The following is a 24,105-nucleotide window of genomic DNA, read 5'->3' on the forward strand; positions in this document are numbered from 1 at the left end:
GCCTAGAGTCCGATCAGGTTCAGCGGAGTAAATGCCGAGACGGGAAGGGCCACGTTCAGTCCGTAGTTGAAGGCGTAAAAGGCGCCGACGCTTCCCGCCAGGGCGATGATCAGTGAGGGCACCCACGTCCGGCGTCCACGGATCTTCAGGTGGTAGAGCAGGAACGCGAACATGCTCAGCTGGAAGCCCAGCAGGTCCATCACGGCCGCCAGGATGACGAGGCTGGTCACGACGGAGATGACCACCTCCTTGTCCACGCCCGCACCCCTGGCGCTGGGCCTGCGGAGTTCCTGGAGGAGCCAGACGGCCGACATCGCCACCAGCAGCGTCCCCATCGCGAAGGGGAACATTCCGGCGCCCGGGCCGAGTGAGGTCCAGAGCCCCAGGCCGACCGAGCTGACCAAGACATAGACGCCGACGGCGGCGAAGGCGCCGATCCCCGCCAGCACACCGGGCGCGACCCGGATGGTGCTCCCTGCTTTTGTCGTGACTGACTCCGTTGTCATGAGTTTCCTTTTCACAGCGCGTCATTGCATTTCATAGAATGAAACTATATTGCGTACTGAGAAATAGTGACAGGAGACACAAGGACTGTCAAGCGCAAGAAACTTACATAGAATGAAAGAATGGCTATGACGACTTCCAGTACGGCCGGCACGGCAGAAGAGGGCCCCAAGTCCTCGAATATGCGCTCCCTCTCGAGGGCCATGGAGGTCTTCGCCGAACTGCAGCGGGCCGAACGGCCGCAGCGGCTCAGTGACTTGGCGCGGAACTGCGGCATGAGCCTGCCCACCACGCTGAGGATCCTCCGGGTGCTGCAGGATTTCGGAATGGTGAGCCAGACGGATAAGTCCTACCGGATTGGTCCCGCCGTCCTGCCCGCCGCACGGAGCTTCCTGGAGAACGATCCCCTGGTGGTCGCCGCCCGCCCCGTCCTGCAGCAGGTGGCCTCGCAGACCGGACTGACGGCGTCGCTGTACTCACGGCTCGGCTTCGAGCGCATCCTGGTGGCCCGCGTCGACGGCGAGGCGCCCCTCCGCTACGACCTCCCGCTTGGCAAGCGGCTGCCCCTGACGCTCGGCGCTGCAGGAAAGATCCTGCTCGCATCGGCGTCCGATGACGAACTTCAGCAGGCGGTGGCGGCAGCCGCGGCAGCCGGCCAGGAAGACGCGGACCTGACGGCAAAGGAACTGCGCGCGCGGCTCCCCGCGCCGGGAACCGACTTCGCGTTCTCCGCCGATGAGCGTGCCACGGGCGTCCTGTCAGTGGCCATGGCCGTGCCCAACCGGACGGGCCGGCCCACCGAATCGATCTCGCTCACCAGCCCAGTGGAAGCGGCCAGTGAGGCGACCTTGAAAGCCGGGGTCCCCGAGCTGCGCCGCGCCGCCGGCCGGCTCTCTGAGCTGCTGGAGGGCTCCGTCTACTGACCCCGCCGTCCGCCGCCGCTAAAAGACGGACGACGGCGTCACGCACGGCAGGCTTTCGGCCCACCATGGGCGGGGAAGCCCCGGAAACCCGGGGACCCGCCGTCGTGCGTTGCCTGAAAGCATGCCCGGCGTGACGCGAGGACGCGCTAGTCCAGCTGTACTCCCCTGAGCAGCAGGAGCGTCCCGCCCACCACGGCGGCTGACGCAAGGAACACGCCGCCCGCGCCCAGTCCGGCGGCAACGACGCCGATGGCACTGGGCAGGACCACCTGTCCCACCCGGTTGCCGGCGAGCCGGAGGGCCAGCGCCCGCCCCCGCTGCCCGGCCGGTGCCTGCGCCGAAAGCCACGACATGGTCAGGGGCTGGCCGATGCCCAGGCCCAGCCCCAGCACGGCCATCACAATGAAGAGCAGCCACGCCGGCATGGGAATGGCTGCGGCTGCCAGCGCCGCGGTGGACAGGGCCAGGCTCACCACCAGCAGCCGCATCCGGCCGATCCTCCGGGACACCCGGCCCAGCAGGAGCCGCGACACCATGGAGAAGACGGCGCGGACCGTCAGCATGGCGCCCACGGTTGCCGCGGTGAGTCCACGGTCGGCGCCGAGGGCCGGCAGGTAGACCATGGTCAGGTCCACCACGGCCAGGACGGTGGCGCTGGTGGCCAGGGCTCGCGCCACGCCGGGCGACTTCAGCAGCGATACCGCGCTGCCCGTACCGGCGGAAACGGCCTTCCTTTTCCCGGCGCTGACGTGGGCCGGGACAACAAAGGTGGTGGCGAACAGCACCAGGCTCATGACGACCGAAAGGAGGAAGATCGCCTGGGTATCGGGACGGATGGAAGCGCCGCCCACCAGGGAAATCGCCAACGGCCCCAGCGCCTGCCCCAGGGACGCGGCGAACGTCAGGTATCCGAACGCGGAGTCCATCCGGGACGAGGCGGCATTGTTGGCCACCACCGCCTGCTGCCCCACAACGCAGGCCAGTTGCCCGGCGCCCAGCAGCGCGGTTCCGATGACCAGGGCCACGATCGAGGAGCCCCACAGCAGCAGGAAGACCGAGCAGGAAAGGACGACGGCGGACCCGATCGCCATGAGCCGGCGCTCACCCAGGCGGTCCACCAGGCCGCCCGTGGGCACGGCGAGCAGCAGCGGAAAGACGGCGTAGCTGGCGGCCAGCAGCCCCAGGGCGAAGCCGGGAACGTCCAGCTCCAATGCACGGTAGGTGGCTGCCGGGCGGACCAGGAACGTGACGGCCTGAATAAGCGCGGAATGGACCAGCAGGGCCGTGGACGTGCGCCGTCCGAGTTCACCGATCATGCGCCGGTTGTGGCGGTGCCGGAGATGGCCCGCACCGCGGCGTCCCGGGCGCCCATCACGTGATCGAACGCGATGGCGGCAGCCTTGTCCGGCTCGCCGCCGGCCACTGCATCCACCAGGGTCCGGTGCTGGGCCAGGGCCTGGTCCCGGCGCTCCTGCGTGCTGTTGGTGAAGTGCCGGTACCGCTCCATGTGGCTGGAAATCTGACCGTGGAAACGGCGGGCCCAGGAGTTTCCGGCGATCGCGGCGATTTTGGCATGCAATGCCATGCCCTGCTGCATGGCATCGTCGGCGAACGTGACCATGGCGGCGTTGCGTTGAAGGATGCCGTGCAAGGCTTCAATATCAGCGGGCGTCGCTTTCAGGCAGGCGTTGCGGGCCATCAGGGATTCCATTGCCGCGCGGACCTCATACAGTTCTGATATGGCAGCTTCATCCAGGGCCGGCACCAGCACCCCGCCTGTGGGCTGTTGTTCCAGCAGGTCCTCGCTGATGAGGCGCCGGATGGCCTCGCGCAGCGGCGTGCGGCTCACCTGCAGCGCCGACGCCATCGCCGGTTCGTAGATGCGCTCCCCCGGCTTCAGCTCAAGGCTCAGGATCCGGCGTTTGAGTTCCTGGTAGACAAAGTGTGCGCCGGTGTTCCGGGCGGGTGACTCTGGCATCGTTTGTACCTCCGCCAGTCATCATACTTGTATACATCTATACAAATCGTCATTGCGCGCATGCCGCCCTGCCCGGGGCACAGGCCCGGCCCACGAAGAAGGAGGGGCAGCACGCGCTGCCCCTCCTTCTGGCTGGTTGACTGCGGACCTAAACGCGGCCTGCGATTCGTCCGGTCTTTTGCGCCTCGAGGTCCTCGAGAGACGTGCCCTTGGTGTCGGAGGACATCAGGGTGGCCACCGCGGAGACCAGGCAGATGCCGAGCGTGACCAGCCCGATGGTCAGGGGGATGTTGGCCGAGCCGGGAGGAGCGATGGCGGTGAAGATACTCGGGAAGAACGACGCGATCATGAGTCCGATGTTCTGCGAGACAGCGAAGCCGGTTACCCGGATCCGCATGGGGAACTGCTCCTGGAAGAACGTGGCGAACGTGGCGTTCCACATCTGGAAGAAGATGCCCTGCACGATGACCACGCAGACGAAGACCAGCGGGAGGCTCCCCTGCTCGATCGCCCACAGGTATCCGGTCACCAGGACGCCGCCGATAACGCCGCCGGCCGCCATCAGCATCCGCCGGCCGATCCTGTCCGAGAGCGCGCCGAACACCGGAATGGTGGCCACGGCCGCGATATTGGCCACCAGCGTCACCCACAGGAACTCGCTGCTGGAGAAGCCGTTGCCGTAGCCCTTCTGGGTGGCAAAGGAGACGCCGAAGATCAGGGTGGCCATGCCGATGACGTTGGTGAAGGTCATGAGGATGCAGCGGAGCAGTGCGCCCGGCCGGGTGCGCAGGAGCTCGGCGAGCGGAAAGCGGTGTTTGGTTCCCTCGGTACCCGCGGTGTAGGCAGGGGGCTCGGTCACCCGGCGGCGGATGAGGTAGCCGGCAAAAATGACGACGGCGCTGAGCAGGAAGGGGATGCGCCAGCCCCAGGCACCGAACTGGTCAGCCGGGAGGAGGGCGGCGAGCGGCAGCAGGACGGCGGTGGCCACGATTGACCCCACCTGTGTGCCCTGGAGGCTGAAGCTGGCGAAGAAGCCGCGCCGGGCGTCCGGCGAGTGTTCGACGATCATCGCGCTGGCACCGCCGAGTTCGCCGGCCACCGCGAAGCCCTGGATCAGGCGGAGGATCACCAGCAGGGCGGGGGCGAGGAGGCCCACTTGCCCGTAGGTGGGCAGGAGCCCGACCGCGAAAGTTGCGAAGCCCATGAGCAGCATGGCGAAGACGAGCACTTTCTTGCGCCCGTGCCGGTCCCCGTAGGCGCCGAGGACGACGGCGCCTACCGGGCGGGAGACGTAGCCTACCGCGTAGGTTGCAAGGGAGGCGATGATTCCGACGGTGGGGTTTTCCGCGGGAAAGAAGATGGTGGGGAAGATCAGCGTGGCGGCCAGCGAGTACAGCGCGAAGTCGTAGTACTCAAGGGCACTTCCGATCCAGCCGCTCATGGCCGCCTTCTTCGGATCCCGCAAAACCGCACCGGCAGCTGGGCTGGAAGGGGCCACGCGGGTTGGGGTGGTGCTCATGTGCTTGTCCTTCGTCTTCTTTGGCAAGGAACCGGAACCGCTGGAAACAGTTGTGGCGGTGTCTGCGCCGCAAACCGCCGGAGAGGGGCTTGAGCGTCAGCTCTTGAATCGATTCATCAAATATAGAAGGTGACGTGCATTACGTCAACGGGCAAGCGCTATCCGGCCTGCTGTGGAGCCGCCGGGACGTCCCTGCTACCGGCTCGCGAAGTACGCCGCAGCCATGTCCTGCTTGGCACGGCCCTGTTCTGCCACTCGGTCCAGCCTGGCGGCGAACGCTTCGGCGCCGTCAAGCTTCAGCCCCTGTTCGGCGGCGGCATCGACAATCAGGTGTGCATCCTTGCAGGCGGTATCCACAGCGAAGGACGCAGGCTCGAGTCCCTCATCCAAAATGAGGCCCATCTTGGTCCGCAGGTAGGGAAGGTCCAGGCCGCCGCCGTCGATGACGTTGAGGAACTGCTGCGGATCGACGCCGAGCGCCTCAGCCAGGGCAACCACCTCGCCGGCCGCATTGGAGGCGGCAATAACCCAGCTGTTCACCACGAGTTTGAGCCGCGTGGCGGACCCTTCCGCGGGGTCCTGCCCTGTCCAGATGGTCCGGGCGCCAATGGCATCCAGCACCGGTGCCACCCGCCGTCGCACCGCGTCAGGCCCGGCGGCCAGCACCAGAAGCTGGCCGGCTTCCGCGGGCGCGCGAGTGCCGGACACAGGCGCCTCCACCAGGTCCAGGCCGAGCTCCGCGGCCAGTTTGGCCACAGCGGGCGCGTCCTGCACACCCACGGTGGTGGACTGGACCCAGGCCGTGCCCGGCCGGAAGCCCGGGGCTGCAGCCCGAACGACTTCTTCCACCGCAGCGGCGTCGTAGAGCATGGTCAGGACCACGTCGGCCGCCTCAACGGCGTCGGCCGGGCTGGCGGCACGCCGGGCGCCGTCAGCAGCCAGGGGTTCCGTTTTGGCCGCATCCCGGTTCCACACCGAAACCTCGTGGCCCGCCCGCAGGAGGTTCCGGGCCATGGCCGCTCCCATGATTCCCGTCCCGAGCACTGCGACTTTGAGCTTGGTATCCATCGAGTCATTCTCCTGGCTGCGTTGGTGTCTGGCGTCTACCTACTCAACGTCTCCATGATTCCCCGACTTATTCAAGGGGAGGCATTCCAGCACGCACGCTCCGGCGGAATGTCTGCGCCCCGGCCTAGACTCGTACCCATGAGCGACAGCAACCAGGAAACGATCGGCAGCCCGGAACCGGAACCCAACGCAGGCCTCAACAGGGACCCGGAAGACTGGGTGACCGGGGACGAGCCCATGACGGCGGCCCAGCGCAGCTACCTCGATACCCTTGCACGCGAGGCAGGGGAGGAACTTCCGGCGGACCTGAGCAAGGCGGAGGCGTCAAAGCACATCGACCGGCTGCAGCAGCGCAGCAATCGCGTGGGCGGCGACGGGGACACCAGCACCGGCAGCTAGACGGGGCAAGCGGGCGACGCCGGCACTGACGGCGGGGCCAAAGGCACCGCCGTCAGTGGCAGGCCAAGTTCGGGGGCCGGCTATGCCAGCCGCCGGCCGAAGGGGCCTACCAGGCCTGGTGTTCGCGGGTGAGGCCGAAGGGGACGGCGTCGCTGAGGTCCACCGTGAACTTGTCGGCGCCGTGGCGGGTCACCAGGATGCCGTGGCGGCGGCCGATCAGTGCATGGGCCTTGGCGGCTGCCACCGCGGCGTCGAGCTCGGTGTCCATGCTGTGGCGGTCGGAGACGGTGAGGGTCAGGGGGAAGTTCATGGTATTGCCTGTGTCTTTCAGGGGATGGGTGGGCATACTCCGCCCAGCGCTCCCCCTGGCTGCATAGGCGGTGGGCGCTTTCGCGCCTCGACCATGGTGCCTGAGCAAAAATGGGCCAGCAACTTTAGATAAATGACGCAGGTCAGCGCCTTGGGCACCACCTTTTGTCCTGACAATTACTGGCCGCAGGGCGCCGTCAATTAGAGTTGAAAGGGAGTGGGAGCCGGTTTTCGGGGCTTCCATCTGCCCTTGAAACCCGCCTCGCGGCCCACCGAGCCATTATTGCGCGACCGCTGACTGTGCAACGACCTGACAAGGATTCCGCCATTTCCACCGACGCTCTCTTCGGCAATCTGACCAGGATCCGCAACGTCATCCTCCCCACTCCCGTGCGGAGTGCACTGAATTCCGGGCGCGGACTGCTGGGCGGCTTCATTGTGGTCCACCTTGTCTTCCTGGTCTTCGCAGCTTCACTCTCCCTGCGCGGTGAGGCATTCAGCGACACCTTTATCTACCGCGACTGGGCCATGGCCGGCTTCAACGACGCCAACCTCCGGGGCGGCCCCAGCCCCTGGGTTTATCCCATCCTGGCCCTGATCCCCATGGCCATTGCGGGCCTCGCAGGTCCTGGACCGTTCTTCTTCCTCTGGGTCCTCATGACAACGCTCCTCAACGGCTGGGCGCTGCTGAAACTCACCGGACGCGGCCGCATCACCAACGCCATCCCCGCGGGCTGGTGGTGGCTGGCCTTTACGTTCCTCATGGGCTGGCTGGGATTCGCCCGCGTTGACGGCCTCACCGCACCGCTGGTCCTCGTTGCCCTGGCATACGGCGTCCAGCGCCCGTTCATCGCCTCGGTCCTGCTGGCCATCGGCACCTGGGTGAAGGTCTGGCCGGCGGCCATCATGCTGGCCCTCTTCGCCGTCGTCAAGAACCGCCTGCTGGTGGTGCTGGCAGGAATCGCGACGACGGCGGGCGTCGTTGCGCTGGCAGCAGCCCTGGGCAGCGTCCCCAAGCTCCTGAACTTCCTCACCCAGCAGGGCGACCGCGGCATGCAGCTCGAGGCCACCTTCACCACCCCGTGGCTCTGGCTGTCCGTCCTGAACGTGGGCGGCTCCCGCATGTACATGAACACGGACATCAACTCCATGCAGGTGGACGGTCCGGGCACCGCCACCATGTCCGTGCTGATGCAGCCGCTCCTGGTCCTGGCCGCCCTGCTCGTGGCGGGCCTGGCCTTCTGGGCGCTCCACAACGGCAAGCAGCACAAAGTCGCAGGCGGCGTGGACCGGACCGAGCTGCTTCTCGCCGGCGCCCTCGCCCTGGCCGCCGCCTTCGTGGTCTTCAACAAGGTGGGGTCGCCCCAGTTCATGGTGTGGCTCGGCCCCGCCGTCGCCGTCGGCCTGGCGCACAGCTGGCGCGAATGGCGCGTCCCGGCACTGATGCTGATCGCCATCGCCGTGGCCACCTACTTCATCTACCCCCTCTTCTACGACGCCCTCAGCCACAACAACCCGTGGATGGCACTGGTGCTGACCATCCGCAACGTCCTGCTGGTGGTCCTGTTCCTGTGGAGCGTCCGCCGCCTGTATTCACTGGGCAAGAAGACCCCCGCACCCGCCCCCGCGCTCAAGGAGACCTGAGATTTCCACAAGGTTCTTTGACCGTTTGGTGACGGTCCGCAGCAAAGTCCTGCCGGCCAAGGTAGTGGACTGGTTCGCCCGCCCGTCCAGCGTGTGGTGGGGCTTCGCCGTCGTCCACTTGTACTTCCTGGGCTGGATGGCGTCCTTCTTCCTGAACGGCGACACGTTCAGCGACACCGAGCAGTACCGGCAATGGGCCACGGCCGGGTACAACCCGGCGGACCTGACCGGGAAGATCAGCCCCTGGGTCTACCCCGTGCTGGCGCAGATCCCCATCTTCCTGGCGAACATCGCCGGGCCAAGCCTCTACCTGCTGGTGTGGTTCCTGATCATCACGGCGCTCAACGCCGTCGGCCTGCTCTACCTCACCCGCGGCCCGCGGAAGGTGACGGGCCTGGCCCCGGCCTGGTGGTGGCTGTTCTTCACCGTCTTCATGGGCTACCTGAGCTTCGCCCGGGTGGAAGGCATCACCGCACCCATCGTGCTGATCGCGCTGCTCTACGCGGCCGAGCGGCCCGTGGTGGCCGGCGTCCTGCTCAGCGTGGCCACCTGGATCAAGGTGTGGCCCGCAGCCGTGCTTGTACCCATCGTCATCGCCAGCCACAAGCGCATCCAGGTGGTGCTCGCCGGCGCCGCCGTGACCGCCGTCGTTGGACTGGGGACCTGGCTGACCGGCGGATTGCCGCACATCATGGACTTCCTGCTCAACCAGGGCGAGCGCGGCATGCAGCTCGAGGCCACCTTCTCCACACCGTGGGTCTGGCTGAGCGTCTTCCACATTGCCGGCTCGAAGATGGCGGACAACACGGCCATCAACTCCACCGAGGTCTACGGCCCCGGAGCCAGTACTGCAGCTTTCCTGATGCAGCCGCTGCTGGTCCTCGCCGCCGTGACCGCTGCCATCCTGCTGGTGCGTGCCATGCGGCGGGGCGCCGAGCGCGAGGAACTGTTCCTCGAGGGCTCCCTCATGATGGTCACCGCGTTCATCGTGTTCAACAAGGTGGGCTCGCCGCAGTTCATCATCTGGCTGGCTCCGGTGATCATCGCCGGCCTGACCCACGACTGGGAGCGCTGGAAGGTACCCGCTGCCCTGCTGATGGGCATCGCCATGACCACGTTCGTGATTTACCCGCTGTTCTATACGCCGCTGATCCACGCCCACCCAGTCATGGCGGCCATCCTCACCACCCGCAACGTGCTCCTGGTGGTGCTGCTGTGGTGGTCGGTGAAGCGCACGGCGGAACTGGGCCGCAAGACGTCCACGCGGGTGCCGGCGGAAGCCTAGCTTTTTATGTGGCCGGCCGCCCGGCTAGCGGCTTTCGGACCGGTCGACGGCGGCGGGGGCCTGGGGTGCGCGGGTGCGGCGTGCCGCCCGCCGCTCCACGGCCCACTGCCACCCGCGCCGGGCAAGGTCCAGCGGCTTTCCCTCGATGAGCAGTTTCCGGGTGTGGACGTCCAGCACCAGCAGGTAGAACGTGAACGCGAGGGCGGTGAAGAACGCCAGGGAGGACGCGTCGATGGGCAGTTCCACAAAGGACCAGACAGAGAGCTGGTCCTGGGCGCCGAACACCACGAAGAACGTCACGCCCACGTAAAGCGAGCGGATCTGCCAGTCGTCCCGGATGCCGGTGACCGCGAGGAACGGCAGGAACCACAGGATGTACCAGGGCTGGATGATGGGTGAGAGCATCACCACGGCGGTGAACGCCAGGGCCATCCGGCGCACCGCCCGGGAGTAGTCGCCGCGGAACATCAGCAGCAGGACCAAGGCGATGGCGGCCCACTTCATGGCCGTCCTCAGCCAGGTGGCCAGCGTTCCCCCGGGCAGGCCCAGGGCGTTGGCGAGCAACTCCACCTGCTGGCCCAGGAAGCCCGACGGGGAGTAACCCGTGTAGCCGGGGGTGGGGTCCATGATGGCCCAGGTCCAGCCGATGCCCAGGTTGTAGGGGATGCCGCTGAGGGCGAGCACGCCAAAGCTGATGCCCGCCGTCGCGCCCCACATCAGGAACTTGCGCGGCCAGGAAGCGGAGGGGCCCGCCCACATGACCCCGATGAACGGCAGCAGCAGCACGGTGATGGGCTTGATGCCGATGGAGGCGGTGACCAGGAGGATGCCCAGCAGGTAGCGGCGCGTGGCGGCCAGATAGACACCGGCGACGGCGAGCCCCACCATGAGTGCGTCGTTGTGGGCACTGGCGATGAAGCTGATGAGGAACAACGGGTTGGCCACGGAGATCCAGAGGGCCCGCGCACCGTTGATGCCGTGCAGTTCGGCCAGTTTGGGGACGTAGATGACGCAGAGCAGGACGCCGACGCCGGCCAGGAGCCTGAAGAGCAGGACTGACGCGTCGGGCTGGGCACCGGTCAGCCCCACGACGGCGCGTGCCAGCCACAGGAAGTACGGTCCGTAGGGGGTCCTGTTCTCGGCCCAGGCGGGGTCGGCGCCCAGCGAAAACCAGTTGTTGAGCGTGGAAATGCCCACCTCATACGGGTTCTGGCCCTCCTGGACCAGGCGGCCCTGGCCGGTATAGGCGTAGACGTCGCGGGAAAAGACCGGGACGCAGAACAGCAGCGGCAGGGACCAGGCGGAGATGGCCACCACCACGGACCGCAGCGAGGACTGCCCCCAGTCCCCCAGCCGCTGGCCCAACCTCAGCCAGGAGCGCATCAGGAGCATGGCGCCGGCCGTCAGCAGCACGGTGGACACGGCAACACCCCACCCCTCGGTGCGGAGCGCGATGACCACTGGCTGCCGGATCATGGGCGAGCCGTTGGCGATCCAGCCCGTGCCGATGGAGCCGACGAACATCATGAGGGCGCCGACGAAACCTTCGATGGTGGCGAGGTAGGCGCGGCCCCTGGCGGGCGCGGAGGCGTCGACCGGTTTGCCCGGCCGGCTCTCCGACGTCTCAAGGTGTGACCCGCCTGCCGTCATGATTGTGTGGTCCCCTACTTTGTTACGGCACTGGTTGCACCGGCTCTCCGGGCCGCCCTGCAACCCGGTCATTTTATCAGCCGTGCTTACTGCTGCCCCGGGGCCATGGCCGGGCGGCAAGGCACAGTTTGGCAACAGCGGCGGGTTCCCTACCGTGCACGCAGCAGCGCCAGGAACTCGTCGGCCATGCCGAGTTGTTCCTCCAACTTCGCACGGCGCCGTGCTGCCTCTTCAATGAAACCGTTCAACTCAGTCCTGATATCCGTAACATCCTCGCCGGGCGCGGCCGCCTCCAATGCGTCAATGACCTTCAAGAGCCCGGCCATGGCCTCGAGCGTGAACCCCAGCGGCTTCATCCTGCGGATCAGCAGCAGGCGCGTGAAATCACGCTCGGTGTAGAGGCGGAATCCGCCGTCGGTGCGGCCGGACGGTTTGAGCAGGCCCACCTCGTCGTAGTGGCGGATGGTGCGCAGGGACATCTGCGAACGGTCCGCCAGTTCGCCAATATGCATCGTGGCCACCACTTCTTCGGCGGTCATCTCTTTCACCATCACGTCACCAATCCGGGCTCAACCCTCACGTTAGGGTAGTGTTGCATGCGCAGCCGGCAGTCACCGGCGCCTTTTCTCTCCACCCCAATTGTCTTCCATGGCAGGGCTGGACCCTTGCGCACCGTGGCGCGCACAACGTTGCCCACCCGCTCTTTCCTGAGAGCCAAGTCCCTGGAGCCGCTCCTTGGCCGTCGCCGACCGCCCCCGCCCCACCCGGCCGCCGAACACCGTCATGGCCGCGCTGCGCTCTCCGCGGCAGCTGACCCGCGAAGTCCTCGCCGGCATGGTCACCACCCTTGCGCTCGTCCCGGAGGTCATTTCGTTCTCGATCGTGGCCGGGGTGGATCCGATGGTCAGCCTTGTCGCCTCCATCGTGCTTGCCCTGGCGATGTCCATCCTTGGCGGACGGCCCGGCGTCGTAACGGCGGCAGCTGGCTCCGTCGCCCTGGTCATCGCCCCGCTGGTGCACGAGCACGGGGTCCAGTACGTCCTGCCGGCGGTGCTGCTTGCCGGGGTGATCCAGGTGGTCTTCGGCCTGGCCGGGCTTGCCCGCCTGATGCGGTTCATCCCGCGATCGGTGATGATCGGGTTCGTCAACGCCCTGGGCGTGCTGATTTTCATGGCGCAGGTGCCCCATGTCCTCAATGTCCCCTGGCTCGCCTACGTCCTGTTTGCCCTGACGCTGGCCATCATCTTCGTTCTTCCCCGCTTCACCAAGGTGGTCCCGTCGCCCCTGGTGGCCATCGTCGTCGTCACGGCGATCGCCATCATTGCGGGCCTCTCCGTTCCGAACGTCGCCGACGAGGGTCCCCTCACGGGCCGGATGCCCGGGATCACCCCCTTCCTGGTTCCGTTTGACGCTGAGACCTTCAAGCTGGTCCTGCCCACGGCGCTGAGCGTGGCGTTTGTCGGCCTCATGGAAACCCTCCTCACGGCGAAACTGGTCGATGACATTACGGAGACCCCCTCGCACAAGGGCCGCGAGTCCTGGGGCCTGGGCGTCTCGAACATCCTCGCCGGGTTCTACGGCGGCATCGCCGGCTGCGCCATGATCGGCCAGACCGTCCTCAACGTGAAGACAGGCCAGGCCCGCACCCGGATCTCGACGTTCGTGGCCGGACTGTTCCTGCTGGCCTTGGTGACGGGACTCAGCTCGATCATGGGGCAGATCCCCATGGTTGCCCTTGCCGCGGTGATGATGGTCGTGGCCGTTACCACCGTCGACTGGCACAGCGTGGAGCCCTCCACCCTGAAAAGGATGCCGCTGCCGGAGACGATCGTCATGGGCGTCACGGTGGCCGTCGTCGTCTTCACGGGCAACCTTGCCTACGGCGTCCTGGTGGGCGTCGTCCTGGCGATGGTGCTGTTCGCCCGCCGGGTGGCCCACGTCATCACCGTCGAGCGGACTTTGGCAGGCGACGGCGGGAGCGTGCGCTACGAGGTGGTGGGACCGCTGTTCTTCGGCAGCAGCAATGACCTGGTGGAGCATTTCGCGTACGCCGACGATCCCGCTTCGGTGACTATTGACCTCAGCCGGGCCCAGATCTGGGACGCGTCAACGGTCGCTGCCCTGGACTCCATCGAAACCAAGTACGGGCACCACGGCGCGGTGGTGTCCATTGAAGGCCTCGATGAGCGGAGCACCGGGTTCCACCGGCGCCTTACGGGGCACTTGGGCGCCTGAGCAGCAGCGCGTGCGCGGAAGGGGGGGGGCCGCGGCCCCGCCCCTTCCTGTTGGAGAACTAGGAGAAACGCCCCGGCCGGAACGTTGCCAGCATGGGGTGCTTCCGGCCGGTCAGGATCTCGCCGGCCAGGAGTTCGCCGGCAATGAGTCCCAGGGTGGCGCCCGAGTGCGTGAAGGCAACGAAGCATCCCGGCACCTGGCCCAGTTCCCCCAGGACGGGTTCGCCGTCGCCGGGGATCGGCTTGTAGCCCATCTTCCAGGAGGCCGGCTTGAGTTCCGGATTGCCGGCAACCAGCCTGGAGGCTTCATCAGCCAGTTCCTGCACCACTTCTTCCGGAATGGTGAACGAACCGTCCGCGTGCTCGGTGATGTGTTCCTCATACCAGTCGTGGTCCAGCGCGAACGTGCCGCCGGGGTTGGGCCGGAGCGCGGCGCGCGGAGTGTTCATCACGGCGGTGACGTCGTGCTGCACCTGCTTGGTCACCACCAGCATGGACACGGGCGAACCATTGGGGATGTGCACGCCCAGAGGCTGGACGACGGCGGGCGTCGCGGCGCCGCACGCCACCAGGACCGCGTCGGCAGGGTAGGTCCCGCCCGCCGCAGTCTCCACCCCGGTGGTGCGGCCGCCCTCCACCATGACGGAGGCCTTGCCGGCGTTGAGGACCAGTTCGCCGCCCCGTGAGTGGAACTCCTCCATCAGGAAGTCGATCAGGTCCGGCAGGCTTACCCAGCCTTCGCCGGGATTGAAGATGCCGTTGTCCGGTACGGCACTGGAATCAACGCCGGGGGTGGCTGATGCAATCTCTTCCGGAGCGAGCAGCCTGGAGTCGTAGCCAATGGACTTCTCGTAGGCGTGCCGGGCTTCGGTCGCTTCAGACTGGCCGGCCACGTTCCACATGAGACCGCCGCCGAACTGGAGCCACTCCCGCCGGGGGTTGGAGGCGAAGAGCGTGCGGTAGCGGTCCACGCCGGCCACCCGCAGCTGGTGGTAGGGGGTGGACCGTTCGCCGGCGGAATTGAGCCAGGACAGCGAGCGTCCGCTGGCTTCGCTGGCAAGGCCCCGCTCGGTCAGCAGGATGACCGAGGCGCCTTCGCGGAGCAGGTGTACGGCGGTGGAGACGCCCAGGATGCCGCCGCCGATGATCGCGACGCGCTTGGTGGCTGGAGCAGAGGACATTGGAGTCCCTTTCTGTGGAATTCGTGGTTCTGATGGGACGCGAGCGGTGCGTCAATGGAGAAGAGTTGGGTGGGGTACCTCACGCCAGGGCGTGGATCCCCTCAATGACTCTCAGTACTTCGAGGGGACCGGCGGGGTCGACGGGCAGCGCCCCCTCCCCGCGCAGGGCTGCGGCCAGTTGCACGTAAAACTGGGGGTAGGCGCCACGTTCGGCAGGAACGGGGGACGTTGCACCATCGATGCCCAGGAGCCCCCAAGACTCCTGGGGGTCGAGGCCATATGCAGCGTCCGACGGCGGCATCCCCGCCGCGAGGGCAGGTTCCTGGCCGTCAAGGCCCCACTTGGTGTACCCGGCCTCGGAGCCGAGGACGTGGAAGCGGGCCCCCGCCTGGGCGGCCATGCCGTTCATCCACAGCCGGGAGCGGACTCCGGAGGCGTGCAGCAGTGACACGAAGGCTTCAGTGTCGGCAGCGTCCGGATGTGGCCCGCGGTTGGCCGTCTCGCCGTAGCTCCGGTCCACCGGGCCGAACAACTGGATGGCCTGGTCGATCAGGTGGGCTCCCAGGTCGTGCAGGATGCCGCCGCCCTCGGAGAGGGACACGGTGTCCCGCCAGTTCCCAAACCCTTCCGGCCGCCACCATTCGAACCGTGATTCGAAGCTGCTGACCTGCCCCAGCGCTCCCGAGGCCAGGATCTTCCGGAGGGTCAGGAAGTCCGCATCCCACCGGCGGTTCTGGAACACCGTGAGCCGCACCCCGCCGTCGTCCGCCCTGCTGATCAGCTCCTCACCCAAGGCGGACGTGGGCACGAACGGCTTGTCCACCACCACGTGCAGGCCGTGGGCGATGGCCGTCGCGGCCAGTCCGAAGTGGGTGTGCGGCGGGATGCCAAGGATGACCAGGTCCAGGTCCGCGGACAGGGCGAACAGCTCTTCCGGAGTTCCAACGATCCGTGCCCGTGGGTAGAGGCGGGCCGCCTCGGCGGCGCGCCCGGGCTGGGCCGTCACGATCACGTCAAGCGAGAAGTCCGGGTTGGCCGCGATCAGCGGCACGTGGAAGACCTTTCCGGAGATTCCAAAGCCGACGACGGCGGTCCGGATGGGTGCAGCGGTAACCGTACCCATCAGAGCACCTCGGAGAGGAAGCGTTGAAGGCGTTCGCTGCGGGGGTTGTCGAAGAGTTGGGTGGGGGTTCCTGCTTCAACCACTTCGCCTTCGTCCATGAAGACCACCTGGTCGGCGACTTTGCGGGCGAAGCCCATTTCGTGGGTGACTACCAGCATGGTCATGCCGCGGCCGCCCAGGCCGGCCATGAGGTTCAGGACGCCCTTGACCAGCTCAGGATCCAGGGCGCTGGTTGCTTCGTCGAAGAGCATGACTTCGGGTTCCATGGCCAGGGCGCGGGCGATGGCGACGCGCTGCTGCTGGCCGCCGGAGAGGTCGCGGGGGCGGTGGTCGGCGCGTTCGGCGAGGCCTACTTCGGCCAGGCGTTGACGGGCGCGATCCATGGCCTGGGCCTTGGGCATGCCCTTGACGCTCCAGAGTGCCAGGGCCACGTTTTCTTCCGCAGTATGGTCCGGGAAGAGGTTGAAGTGCTGGAACACCATGCCGATGCGGGTGCGCAGGGTGTCCGGGTTGGTGCCCAGGATGCTGTCGCCGGCGAGCAGCACGTCGCCGCTTTTGGGTTCGTGGAGGCGGTTAATGCCCCGCAGGAGGGTGGATTTGCCCGAGCCGGAGGGACCGATGATGCAGGTGGTGGTTCCGGGGGCAACCGTGAGGCTGACGTTGCGCAGGACGTCGATGTCGCCGTATGCCATGGTGACGTTGCGCAGTTCCAGGCTGGAGCCGTGGAATGTCGGGGCCTCCGCGGGCCCTGCTGTGGTGGCTTTCTTTGTGGGGGTGTTCATGTGTTGCTCCCGGTGGTGAGCGGCGAGGCCGCGTCGAGTTCCTTGACTTCTTTCAGGCCGCTGGTGGGCGGCGCGGCGCGGCGGCGTCCGGTGCGGAACTTGTTGTCGAAGTGGTTTACCAGGTGTGTCAGCGGGACGGTGATTACCAGGTAGAACAGGCCCGCCGCCACCAGGGGTGAGAGGTTGCCGGAGAGCACGGCGGCGTCCTGGCCCACGCGGAAGAGTTCGCGTTCGGTGACCAGCAGGCCCAGGAAGTACACCAGGGAGGAGTCCTTGACGATCGCGATGAACTGGTTCACCAGGGCCGGCAGGACCGGCGTACGCCCTGCGGGACCACCACCAGGGCCATGGACTTGGCGTAGCTCATCCCCAGGGCGCGGCAGGCCTCGCCCTGGCCCTTGTCCACGCTGAGGATGCCGGCGCGGAAGATCTCCCCGATGTAGGCGCTGGCGATCAGGCTCAGCGCGATGATGCCCAGCGGGTAAGGGGACGGGCCGAAGATCGACTGGCTGAGCCGGGCGAAGCCCTGGCCGATCAGCAGGATGGTCAGGATGGCCGGCAGGCCCCGGAAGAGGTCCGTGTAGATGCGGGCCGGAACCCGCAGCCATTTCGAGGGTGAGATGCCCATGACGGCCACCACCATCCCCAGCACCGTGCCAAGGACGGTGGCGGCGATGGAGATGATCAGCGTGTTCAGCAGGCCGACCGCCAACAGTTGGGGCAGGACCTCGGCCATAGCGCCGAAGTCGAAGAAAGTACGGATGATGGTGTTGAACCAGTCCATGGTTGCTCTCAGACGTAGATTGAGTGGAGGTGCCGGGGCGGGCCGCGGGCCCGCCCCGGCCGTGAAGCCGGAGGGCTGGTGCTCGCGGGCTACTTGCTGGGTGCCGGTGAGGCGGAGGCGGCCTGTTCGGCCTTGGGCAGGTACTGCTTGGGCATCGGGGAGCCCGGGAACCACTTCTGGTAGAGCTTCTTCCAGGTGCCGTCCTCCATGGCGGCGGCGAGTCCCTTGTTCAGGGCTTCCTTGAAGGCCGTCTTGCCCTTGGCGACGGCGAACCCGGCCGGAGCGTCGAAGGACGGGATGTCCGCGGCGCTGACCAGGCCGTGCTGGTCCTCGTAAGCCTTCGCTGCCTCGTAATCCAGGAAGTGGGCGTCCACGCTGCCGCTGTTCACGGCCGCGATGGCGGTGTTGTTGTCCGGGAAGCGGACCAGGCTGGCTGAGGTGAAGTTCTTGACGGCGTACGCTTCCTGCAGGGTCCCCTGGACCACGCCCAGGCGCTTGCCGGCCAGGCCCTCGGCGCTCGTGATGCCCGACGTCTTGGTGGTGATCACCGTCAGGTAACCGGCCAGGTAGCCGTCCGAGAAGTCCACGGTTTCCTTCCGCTTGTCCGTGATGCCGATCGCGGCAACCCCGGCGTCGAACTGCCCGTTGGCCACTGCGGCCAGGAGGCCGGAGAAGTCCTGTCCGGTGAAGACGACGTTGTCCACACCGGCCCGGTGGGCCACATCCTTGAACAGTTCGACGTCGAAGCCGGTGAAATTACCGGACGCGTCGGCGAAGGTGTACGGCTTGGAGTCGCCCAGGCTGGCCACGCGGATGGTGCCCGGCTGGATCAGTCCGTAGGGGTTGTTCTCTGTGGTGGAAGCGGGGGAGGTGGAGCTGCAGCCGGAGAGCGCCAGGACCGCAGCCAGTGCCGCGGCGGCGATTCCGGCCGGGCGGAGGTTCTTTTTCTTCACAGCGTTGTCCAATCGTTGGGAGGGAGGCGGTGCTGTCAGGGCCGCCGAAGAAAGTCGCCGATGCTCTTGTTGAGTCCGGTCTCACACCCTAGGATTGAGACCGGACTCACATCGATGGATAGAAATGTAGCGGAAGTCACAGGGGGCGTCAACAGCCTCTTCGAAAGGTGAAGATGAGCGCTGAAGGAGCACGACGGCGGGACGTCACCGTCGCGGACGTCGCAAAGGCAGCCCAGGTCTCCAAGGCCCAGGCCGCCCGCGCGTTGGGCAATTACGGCGCCGTCAGTGACGATGTCCGCGAGCGCGTCCTGGCCGCGGCGGAGGCCCTTTCCTACCGGCCCAATGAGCTTGCGCGCAGCATGAACACGGGCAAGTCGCACACCATCGGCGTGGTGGTGGGAGACATCGAAAACCCCCACTTTGGACTGGCAACCCGGGGCATCACGGACACGGCAAAGAAGGCCGGCTACAACGTCATCCTGGTCAATACCGACGAAGACCGCGAGGCGGAAGTGGACGCCGTGCGGGTGCTGCTGGACAAGCGCGTGGACGGGCTGATCGTCGCTCCTGCGTCATCGGTGGACACCGGACATCTCCAGGAGGTGCACCGGTCCGGCCGGCCCATGGTCTTCATCGACCGCACTGCCGGGGACATGCCGGTTGAGACCATGGCCGTGGACATGGCGCGGATTTCGCGCGAGGCTACGCGGTACCTGCTGGATGCGGGGCACCGCCGGATCGCCTTCATTTCCACATTGAGGACCGATGCCCCGTACACCCCCGGAATGACGCTGGAGTCCTCCCAGATCGCCGACCGTATCGAAGGCATGCGGGAGGCCTTCCTGGAATCCGGGCTGGCTTTTCCGGAGGACCTGGTCCGGTTGAACGCGGGCGATGAAGACTCCATCCGCAGCACTACCCGGGAAGTGCTCAGGGGGCCGGACCGGGCCACGGCCGTGGTGGCGTCCGACGGCCTCATCGCCCTCAGCGTTGTGGAAGCGGTCCAGGAACTGGGCCTGTCCATTCCAGCGGATGTTTCATTCCTGATGTACGACGACTTTGCGTGGACCAGGCTTACAACCCCGCCCCTCACAGTCATCGCCCAGCCCGTCTACAACATGGGAGTGGCGGCAGCGAAGGCGCTGATCCGGCAAATGGAGGGGCTCCCGCCTGCCGCTCCCGCACAGTTCACGGCGACCCTGGTGCGGCGTGGGTCAGTGGGGCCGTGCCCGGCCACTACCGGGAAGCCTGGCCGCGAACAGCTGGCGGGAAAGCCCGCCTGACGCCCCGTGCGCCCCGCCCCGGCGTTCAGGCGGCGGGAGGGGCGGTGGACTCGCGGACAATCACGTGGGTGGCCAGCTCCACCCGGTGGGAATCGAGGACTTCCCCGCGTGCCTGGCGCAGCAGCGACCTCAGGGCAGCCCGTCCCATCTCCTCGAGGGGCTGGGCCACCGAGCTCAATGAGGGGACGGACTGCTCGCCCTGGTTGGTGCCGTCGAAACCGATGAGGCTGATGTCCTCCGGGACCCTGATCCCGTGGTGCCGCGCCTCGCTCAGGACCCCCAGCGCGATCGTGTCGCTTCCCGCGAAAATGGCGGTGGGAAGTTCATCGAGCTGCAGCAGGGCTTTGAGTCCCTTGACCCCGCTCTCGGTCCGGAACCGGCCCCCGGAGACAATGTACCGGGGGTCCACCGGCACGCCGGCAGCCATGAGGGCAGCCATGTAACCGTGAAGCCGCGCCTGGTTGCATTCGGCCCCCTCAATCCCGCCGATGTAGGCGATGCGGCGGTGCCCCAGCCCCAGCAGATGCTCGGTGGCCGCCTTGCCGCCGGCCCAGTTTGTCGCGCCGACGCTGACCACGTCAGCGGAAGGCGGATTGAGCGGGTCGATGACCACCACCGGAATCTGGCGGCGCCGGAACGCATTCAGCTGGGCCTCGCTGAAGGCTGAGGTGACCACGATCATTCCCGCCCTGCCCTCTTCCAGGATGCGCTGGGCACGGCGTTCGGGGCTGTGCGCCCCAACGGTGGACTGGCCGGTCACACTCACGAGGATTTCGACATCGGCGCCGGCTGCGAACTGCAGGATGCCGTTCAGGACCTGGATGGTGTAGGCGGAATCAAGGACGTCGATGACCACTTCCACCACGGTGGCACTTTCCGTGGCTGCGCGGCGCTGCACGGGCGACTGGTACCCCGCCTGCTCCAGTACCGCGAGGATCCGCGCCCTGGTTTCCGGCGCCACGTCGTCCCGGCCGTTCACCACCTTGGAAACAGTTGGAGCCGAGACCCCTGCCTGCCTGGCAACGGTGGCGAGCGTGGGCTTTGTCCGCTCAGGCAATCTGGTCGTCATTGGTTCGCAATCTTTCGAAAATGGAGAGTGGATTCATTTTGGGGAAGGCGACTTCGAAACGTCAAGCTCGGCTCGGTTTATGGTGTTGAGCCAAAAAAGATCCTCTACGATCCCTTGACCACGCGAATATTTAGGGCTTTAGTTTACAGCGTGACTTATATCACCGTTCGAAATGTTTCGAATGAACGTCGGAGCCGATGCCCCGTACCTCGACCGCAAATTCACAATGGAGAAGCAATGAAGCAACCCCAGACGTCCCGGCGCTCTTTCCTCGCCCTCGCTGCCCTTACTCCCTTTGCCGTTGCCGCAACCACTGCCTGCGGAACGTCAGGTCCGGGCGCCTCGAGCGGCGGTGGAGGCGCCAGCATGTGGTATCTGTCCGGTGAGCCGAACCAGACCACCATGCAGAAGGCGGTGGATGCATTCAATTCGGCCAACTCCGCTGACAAGATCAACGTCACCTACTTCCAGAACGACGCCTACAAGACCAAGATCAAGACCGCCATCGGCGCCAACCAGGCGCCAACCATCATCTACGGCTGGGGCGGCGGTGGCCTGAAGACCTACGCAGAGGCCAACCAGGTCGAGGACCTGACCAGCTGGTTCGAGCAGAACCCGGACGTGAAGAACAAGTTCTTCCCATCCTCCTTCGGTGCCGCCACGATCAACGGCAAGATCTACGCCCTGCCCAACCAGTACGTGGCCCCGATTGTCCTGTTCTACAACAAGGACCTGTTCCAGAAGGCAGGCGTCCAGCCGCCCAAGACGTGGGAAGACATCATGTCCCTGGTCAAGACCTTCAACGACATGGGCGTGGCTCCCTTCTCCCTGGGCGGCCAGTCGCGCTGGACCTCGATGATGTGGCTTGAGTACCTGCTGGACCGCATTGGCGGCCCGGAAGTCTTCAAGGCGATCTTCGAAGGCAAGCCCAATGCCTGGATGGACCCGGCGGTGATCGAGACCGGCACCAAGGTCCAGGAGCTGGTCTCCGCCGACGGCTTCATCAAGGGCTTCTCCTCCATTACCGCTGACTCGCAGGCAGACCAGGCACTGCTGTTTTCCGGCAAGGCCGCCATGATGCTGCACGGTTCCTGGACCTACGGTGCCATGAAGAAGGCCGGCCAGAACTTCGTCCAGAACGGCAAACTGGGCTTCGTCCCCTTCCCCACCATTGCCGGCGGGAAGGGCGATCCGAAGAACGGCGTGGGAAACCCCGCGGCCTACATGTCCATCTCCTCCAAGGCCAGCGACAAGGAAAAGGAATCCGCCAAGAAGTTCTTCAAGGACGGCATCCTGACCGAGACCGTGATCGACGCCTACATCAACTCCGGCTCGGTGCCCATCGTCAACGGCATCGAAGACAAGCTGAATACGTCCGAGGACAAAGAGTTCCTTAACTTTGTCTACGACATGGCCAAGAACGCCCCGAACTTCCAGCAGTCCTGGGACCAGGCGCTGAGCCCCACCGCCGCCGAAGCCCTGCTGAACAACATCGACCAGCTCTTCCTGAAGTCGATTACGCCGCAGCAGTTCGCCGAGAACATGAACGGCACCCTCGGGAAATGAGTAACGCCGTCTCCACCGCCCCGCGGGCCACTGCCAGGATCAAGGAATCCAGGCAGACCGAACAGCGCAAGGCCGCCCTGGCCTGGCTGACACTGCCTGCCCTGTTCTTCTTCCTGGTGTTCGCCGTCATCCCGTTGGCCGGCGTGCTCATCCTCAGCTTCACCAGCTGGGACGGGATCGGTGCCATCGGGGCGGCGGGGCTGGACAACTGGTTCTCCGTGCTGGCAGACCCGGGGCTGTACAACGCCCTGGGCCTGACCTTCCTGATCATGATCGTCTCGTGGCTGGTCCAGACCCCCATCAGCCTCCTGCTGGGGGTCTTCACGGCAGGAAGCCAGCGGTACCGTGCCGCCCTGGCGGTGCTGTACTTCCTGCCCCTGCTGCTGTCCTCGGCCGCCGTCGCCATCGCCTTCAAGGCCCTGCTGGACCCGAACTTCGGCCTGGCAACCGGCTTGGGCCTGCCCTTCCTGGCGCAGGACTGGCTGGGGGTTCCGCACCTTGCCCTGGGCCTGGTCATCTTCGTCATCGCCTGGCAGTTCGTGCCGTTCCACACGCTCATCTACCAGGGCGGCGTGCGGCAGATCCCCAAGTCGCTGTATGAAGCGGCCCAGATCGACGGCGCCGGAACCATCAAGCAGTTCTTCCACATCACCCTGCCCCAGTTGAAGTACACCATCATCACCTCCTCCACGCTGATGGTGGTGGGCTCGCTGACGTACTTCGACCTGATCTTCGTCCTCACCGGCGGCGGACCCGGAAACTCCACCCGGATCCTGGCCCTGGACATGTACCTCCGGGGCTTCCGGGCCAACCTCATGGGCCCTGCCAGCGTCATCGCCGTCATTCTCGTCATCATCGGCCTTGCACTTGCCTTGTTCCTCCAGCGCCTTGGAGGCAAGGACAAGCAGGGCAGCCAATTGGAAGGTTTGTAGGGTGAGTACCGTCCTGAAGAGCAATACGCGGGAGGACCGGACCGGATCCATTGGCGGCACACCGGCCGCCACAAGGGGACTCGGTTCACGGCTGAAGCGGCTGAACATTCCCGGCGGCCTTGGCGGCTGGTTCTGGCTCGCCATCATCATCCTGCCGGTCTATTACGTGGTGATCACCAGCCTGAAGACGCAGGCAGGCTACTTTGGCCAGAATCCCCTGGCCCTGCCCACCTCGCCCACGCTGGAGAACTACCAGATGGTCCTCGAGGCGGATTTCGCAACGTACTTCATGAACAGCGCCATCGTCACGCTCGGTTCCGTGATCCCCACGGTGCTGGTTTCCTTCATGGCTTCCTTCGCCATCGTCCGTGGCAGCGGCAGGTTCCTCAAGCTGGTCAACGGCGTGTTCCTCATGGGGCTTGCCATTCCCCTGCAGGCAACGATCATTCCCATCTACTTGATGATCATCCGGCTCAACCTGTATGACAGCCTGCTGGCGCTGATGCTGCCGTCCATTGCCTTCGCCATCCCGCTGACGGTGCTGATCCTCTCCAACTTCATCCGCGACGTCCCGAACGAACTGTTCGAGTCCATGCGGCTGGACGGCTGCAGCGAATGGCAGACCATGTGGCGGCTCGCGCTGCCCCTCACCCGGCCAGCCATCGTGACAGTAGCCATCTACAACGGCCTGCACGTCTGGAACGGGTTCCTGCTGCCGCTGGTCCTCACCCAGAGCCCCGGCCTGCGGGTCCTGCCCCTGGGCCTGTGGACCTTCCAGGGCGAATTCAGCGTCAACATTCCCGCCGTGCTCGCCTCCGTGGTGCTCAGCACCCTGCCCATCCTGGTGCTGTACGTCATCGGCCGGCGCCAGTTGCTCGCAGGCCTGACCGCGGGCTTCAGTAAGTAGAAAGGACATCTC

22 protein-coding genes and 1 pseudogene are annotated in these 24,105 nt (G+C 66.2%); 9 read left to right on the plus strand and 14 right to left on the minus strand.

What is annotated here, in order from left to right; all coding sequences use genetic code 11:
• Positions 1-2 precede the first annotated feature (2 nt).
• The gene (locus ACWRN3_RS16585; RefSeq protein ID WP_255173907.1) at positions 3-506 is read right to left on the minus strand and encodes a tripartite tricarboxylate transporter TctB family protein; all 504 of its coding nucleotides are present in this window, start codon (positions 504-506) and stop codon (positions 3-5) included.
• Positions 507-626: 120 nt separating this feature from the next.
• Between ACWRN3_RS16585 and ACWRN3_RS16590 the strand changes: the two genes are divergently transcribed.
• Positions 627-1,427 carry an IclR family transcriptional regulator gene (locus ACWRN3_RS16590; RefSeq protein WP_324643673.1) on the plus strand — a complete coding sequence of 267 codons (801 nt, stop codon included), beginning with the start codon at positions 627-629 and terminating at the stop codon, positions 1,425-1,427.
• Between the two features lie 146 nt (positions 1,428-1,573).
• Here ACWRN3_RS16590 and ACWRN3_RS16595 read toward each other — a convergent pair whose 3' ends face one another.
• The 4 genes from ACWRN3_RS16595 to ACWRN3_RS16610 form a co-directional block, all read right to left on the minus strand.
• Complete coding sequence (locus ACWRN3_RS16595) at positions 1,574-2,743, minus strand: MFS transporter (protein WP_476741319.1); 1,170 nt, start codon at positions 2,741-2,743, stop codon at positions 1,574-1,576.
• Positions 2,740-3,405: a GntR family transcriptional regulator gene (locus ACWRN3_RS16600; protein ID WP_476741320.1), complete on the minus strand. Its 666-nt coding sequence runs from the start codon at positions 3,403-3,405 to the stop codon at positions 2,740-2,742. The genes ACWRN3_RS16595 and ACWRN3_RS16600 overlap by 4 nt, the downstream gene beginning before the upstream one ends.
• Positions 3,406-3,553: 148 nt before the next feature.
• Positions 3,554-4,924: an MFS transporter gene (locus tag ACWRN3_RS16605; protein ID WP_476741321.1), complete on the minus strand. Its 1,371-nt coding sequence runs from the start codon at positions 4,922-4,924 to the stop codon at positions 3,554-3,556.
• 195 nt (positions 4,925-5,119) lie between these two features.
• A complete protein-coding gene (locus ACWRN3_RS16610; protein WP_476741322.1) occupies positions 5,120-5,992 on the minus strand; it encodes an NAD(P)-dependent oxidoreductase in 873 nt (290 codons plus the stop codon).
• Positions 5,993-6,130: 138 nt separating this feature from the next.
• Here ACWRN3_RS16610 and ACWRN3_RS16615 point away from each other — a divergent pair, with 138 nt between their 5' ends.
• The gene (locus ACWRN3_RS16615) at positions 6,131-6,391 is read left to right on the plus strand and encodes a DUF3072 domain-containing protein (protein WP_476741323.1); all 261 of its coding nucleotides are present in this window, start codon (positions 6,131-6,133) and stop codon (positions 6,389-6,391) included.
• A 106-nt stretch (positions 6,392-6,497) separates the two neighbouring features.
• On the opposite strand, the gene ACWRN3_RS16620 is transcribed toward ACWRN3_RS16615, so the two are convergent.
• A complete protein-coding gene (locus ACWRN3_RS16620) occupies positions 6,498-6,701 on the minus strand; it encodes a hypothetical protein (protein ID WP_159634846.1) in 204 nt (67 codons plus the stop codon).
• Between the two features lie 299 nt (positions 6,702-7,000).
• Between ACWRN3_RS16620 and ACWRN3_RS16625 the strand changes: the two genes are divergently transcribed.
• Together ACWRN3_RS16625 and ACWRN3_RS16630 are read left to right on the plus strand one after the other, a co-directional pair.
• A complete protein-coding gene (locus tag ACWRN3_RS16625; RefSeq protein WP_476741324.1) occupies positions 7,001-8,344 on the plus strand; it encodes a glycosyltransferase family 87 protein in 1,344 nt (447 codons plus the stop codon).
• Between the two features lie 28 nt (positions 8,345-8,372).
• A complete protein-coding gene (locus ACWRN3_RS16630) occupies positions 8,373-9,629 on the plus strand; it encodes a glycosyltransferase 87 family protein (RefSeq protein ID WP_476741325.1) in 1,257 nt (418 codons plus the stop codon).
• A gap of 24 nt (positions 9,630-9,653) precedes the next feature.
• Here ACWRN3_RS16630 and mptB read toward each other — a convergent pair whose 3' ends face one another.
• The gene (gene mptB / locus ACWRN3_RS16635) at positions 9,654-11,279 is read right to left on the minus strand and encodes a polyprenol phosphomannose-dependent alpha 1,6 mannosyltransferase MptB (RefSeq protein WP_476741326.1); all 1,626 of its coding nucleotides are present in this window, start codon (positions 11,277-11,279) and stop codon (positions 9,654-9,656) included.
• Between the two features lie 149 nt (positions 11,280-11,428).
• Positions 11,429-11,830, minus strand: coding sequence for a MerR family transcriptional regulator (locus ACWRN3_RS16640; protein ID WP_255173888.1), 402 nt, complete (start codon positions 11,828-11,830; stop codon positions 11,429-11,431).
• A gap of 184 nt (positions 11,831-12,014) precedes the next feature.
• Between ACWRN3_RS16640 and ACWRN3_RS16645 the strand changes: the two genes are divergently transcribed.
• A complete protein-coding gene (locus tag ACWRN3_RS16645) occupies positions 12,015-13,514 on the plus strand; it encodes a SulP family inorganic anion transporter (RefSeq protein ID WP_476741327.1) in 1,500 nt (499 codons plus the stop codon).
• A gap of 58 nt (positions 13,515-13,572) precedes the next feature.
• Here ACWRN3_RS16645 and ACWRN3_RS16650 read toward each other — a convergent pair whose 3' ends face one another.
• From ACWRN3_RS16650 to ACWRN3_RS16670, 5 genes and pseudogenes are all read right to left on the minus strand, one after another.
• Entirely contained in the window at positions 13,573-14,694 is a 1,122-nt protein-coding gene (locus tag ACWRN3_RS16650) for an NAD(P)/FAD-dependent oxidoreductase (protein ID WP_476741328.1), read from the minus strand.
• A 79-nt stretch (positions 14,695-14,773) separates the two neighbouring features.
• A complete protein-coding gene (locus ACWRN3_RS16655) occupies positions 14,774-15,817 on the minus strand; it encodes a Gfo/Idh/MocA family protein (RefSeq protein WP_476741329.1) in 1,044 nt (347 codons plus the stop codon).
• Positions 15,817-16,599, minus strand: coding sequence for an amino acid ABC transporter ATP-binding protein (locus tag ACWRN3_RS16660; protein WP_303694166.1), 783 nt, complete (start codon positions 16,597-16,599; stop codon positions 15,817-15,819). Before ACWRN3_RS16660 ends, ACWRN3_RS16655 begins: the two co-directional genes overlap by 1 nt.
• Positions 16,596-17,383: pseudogene (locus ACWRN3_RS16665) on the minus strand (amino acid ABC transporter permease). The gene ACWRN3_RS16660 and the pseudogene ACWRN3_RS16665 overlap by 4 nt, the downstream one beginning before the upstream one ends.
• An 89-nt stretch (positions 17,384-17,472) precedes the next feature.
• Positions 17,473-18,336: an ABC transporter substrate-binding protein gene (locus ACWRN3_RS16670; RefSeq protein ID WP_364398447.1), complete on the minus strand. Its 864-nt coding sequence runs from the start codon at positions 18,334-18,336 to the stop codon at positions 17,473-17,475.
• Positions 18,337-18,509: 173 nt separating this feature from the next.
• Here ACWRN3_RS16670 and ACWRN3_RS16675 point away from each other — a divergent pair, with 173 nt between their 5' ends.
• Positions 18,510-19,619 carry a LacI family DNA-binding transcriptional regulator gene (locus ACWRN3_RS16675; protein ID WP_476741330.1) on the plus strand — a complete coding sequence of 370 codons (1,110 nt, stop codon included), beginning with the start codon at positions 18,510-18,512 and terminating at the stop codon, positions 19,617-19,619.
• 25 nt (positions 19,620-19,644) lie between these two features.
• Here the strand turns inward: ACWRN3_RS16675 and ACWRN3_RS16680 are convergent, their stop codons facing one another.
• Positions 19,645-20,688 carry a LacI family DNA-binding transcriptional regulator gene (locus tag ACWRN3_RS16680; RefSeq protein ID WP_476741331.1) on the minus strand — a complete coding sequence of 348 codons (1,044 nt, stop codon included), beginning with the start codon at positions 20,686-20,688 and terminating at the stop codon, positions 19,645-19,647.
• A gap of 237 nt (positions 20,689-20,925) precedes the next feature.
• Between ACWRN3_RS16680 and ACWRN3_RS16685 the strand changes: the two genes are divergently transcribed.
• From ACWRN3_RS16685 to ACWRN3_RS16695, 3 genes are read left to right on the plus strand one after another with little or no spacing between them, the layout of a single operon-like run.
• Positions 20,926-22,254, plus strand: coding sequence for an extracellular solute-binding protein (locus ACWRN3_RS16685; RefSeq protein ID WP_159634879.1), 1,329 nt, complete (start codon positions 20,926-20,928; stop codon positions 22,252-22,254).
• The gene (locus tag ACWRN3_RS16690) at positions 22,251-23,186 is read left to right on the plus strand and encodes a carbohydrate ABC transporter permease (RefSeq protein ID WP_159634882.1); all 936 of its coding nucleotides are present in this window, start codon (positions 22,251-22,253) and stop codon (positions 23,184-23,186) included. The genes ACWRN3_RS16685 and ACWRN3_RS16690 overlap by 4 nt, the downstream gene beginning before the upstream one ends.
• A gap of 1 nt (position 23,187) precedes the next feature.
• Positions 23,188-24,093 (plus strand): carbohydrate ABC transporter permease, encoded by a 906-nt coding sequence (locus ACWRN3_RS16695; protein ID WP_324643659.1) that lies wholly within the window; start codon positions 23,188-23,190, stop codon positions 24,091-24,093.
• The last annotated feature ends 12 nt before the right edge of the window (positions 24,094-24,105 follow it).

Source organism: Pseudarthrobacter sp. rb (assembly GCF_056389225.1).

Coding starts and splice junctions, on each gene's coding strand:
- ACWRN3_RS16650 (WP_476741328.1), bottom strand. CDS start 14,694: ATGTCCTCTGCTCCAGCCACCAAGCGCGTCGCGATCATCGGCGGCGGC.
- ACWRN3_RS16690 (WP_159634882.1), top strand. CDS start 22,251: ATGAGTAACGCCGTCTCCACCGCCCCGCGGGCCACTGCCAGGATCAAG.
- ACWRN3_RS16655 (WP_476741329.1), bottom strand. CDS start 15,817: ATGGGTACGGTTACCGCTGCACCCATCCGGACCGCCGTCGTCGGCTTT.
- mptB (WP_476741326.1), bottom strand. CDS start 11,279: ATGACGGCAGGCGGGTCACACCTTGAGACGTCGGAGAGCCGGCCGGGC.
- ACWRN3_RS16660 (WP_303694166.1), bottom strand. CDS start 16,599: ATGAACACCCCCACAAAGAAAGCCACCACAGCAGGGCCCGCGGAGGCC.
- ACWRN3_RS16595 (WP_476741319.1), bottom strand. CDS start 2,743: ATGATCGGTGAACTCGGACGGCGCACGTCCACGGCCCTGCTGGTCCAT.
- ACWRN3_RS16615 (WP_476741323.1), top strand. CDS start 6,131: ATGAGCGACAGCAACCAGGAAACGATCGGCAGCCCGGAACCGGAACCC.
- ACWRN3_RS16600 (WP_476741320.1), bottom strand. CDS start 3,405: ATGCCAGAGTCACCCGCCCGGAACACCGGCGCACACTTTGTCTACCAG.
- ACWRN3_RS16640 (WP_255173888.1), bottom strand. CDS start 11,830: ATGGTGAAAGAGATGACCGCCGAAGAAGTGGTGGCCACGATGCATATT.
- ACWRN3_RS16680 (WP_476741331.1), bottom strand. CDS start 20,688: ATGACGACCAGATTGCCTGAGCGGACAAAGCCCACGCTCGCCACCGTT.
- ACWRN3_RS16590 (WP_324643673.1), top strand. CDS start 627: ATGGCTATGACGACTTCCAGTACGGCCGGCACGGCAGAAGAGGGCCCC.
- ACWRN3_RS16605 (WP_476741321.1), bottom strand. CDS start 4,924: ATGAGCACCACCCCAACCCGCGTGGCCCCTTCCAGCCCAGCTGCCGGT.
- ACWRN3_RS16585 (WP_255173907.1), bottom strand. CDS start 506: ATGACAACGGAGTCAGTCACGACAAAAGCAGGGAGCACCATCCGGGTC.
- ACWRN3_RS16610 (WP_476741322.1), bottom strand. CDS start 5,992: ATGGATACCAAGCTCAAAGTCGCAGTGCTCGGGACGGGAATCATGGGA.
- ACWRN3_RS16620 (WP_159634846.1), bottom strand. CDS start 6,701: ATGAACTTCCCCCTGACCCTCACCGTCTCCGACCGCCACAGCATGGAC.
- ACWRN3_RS16675 (WP_476741330.1), top strand. CDS start 18,510: ATGAGCGCTGAAGGAGCACGACGGCGGGACGTCACCGTCGCGGACGTC.
- ACWRN3_RS16685 (WP_159634879.1), top strand. CDS start 20,926: ATGAAGCAACCCCAGACGTCCCGGCGCTCTTTCCTCGCCCTCGCTGCC.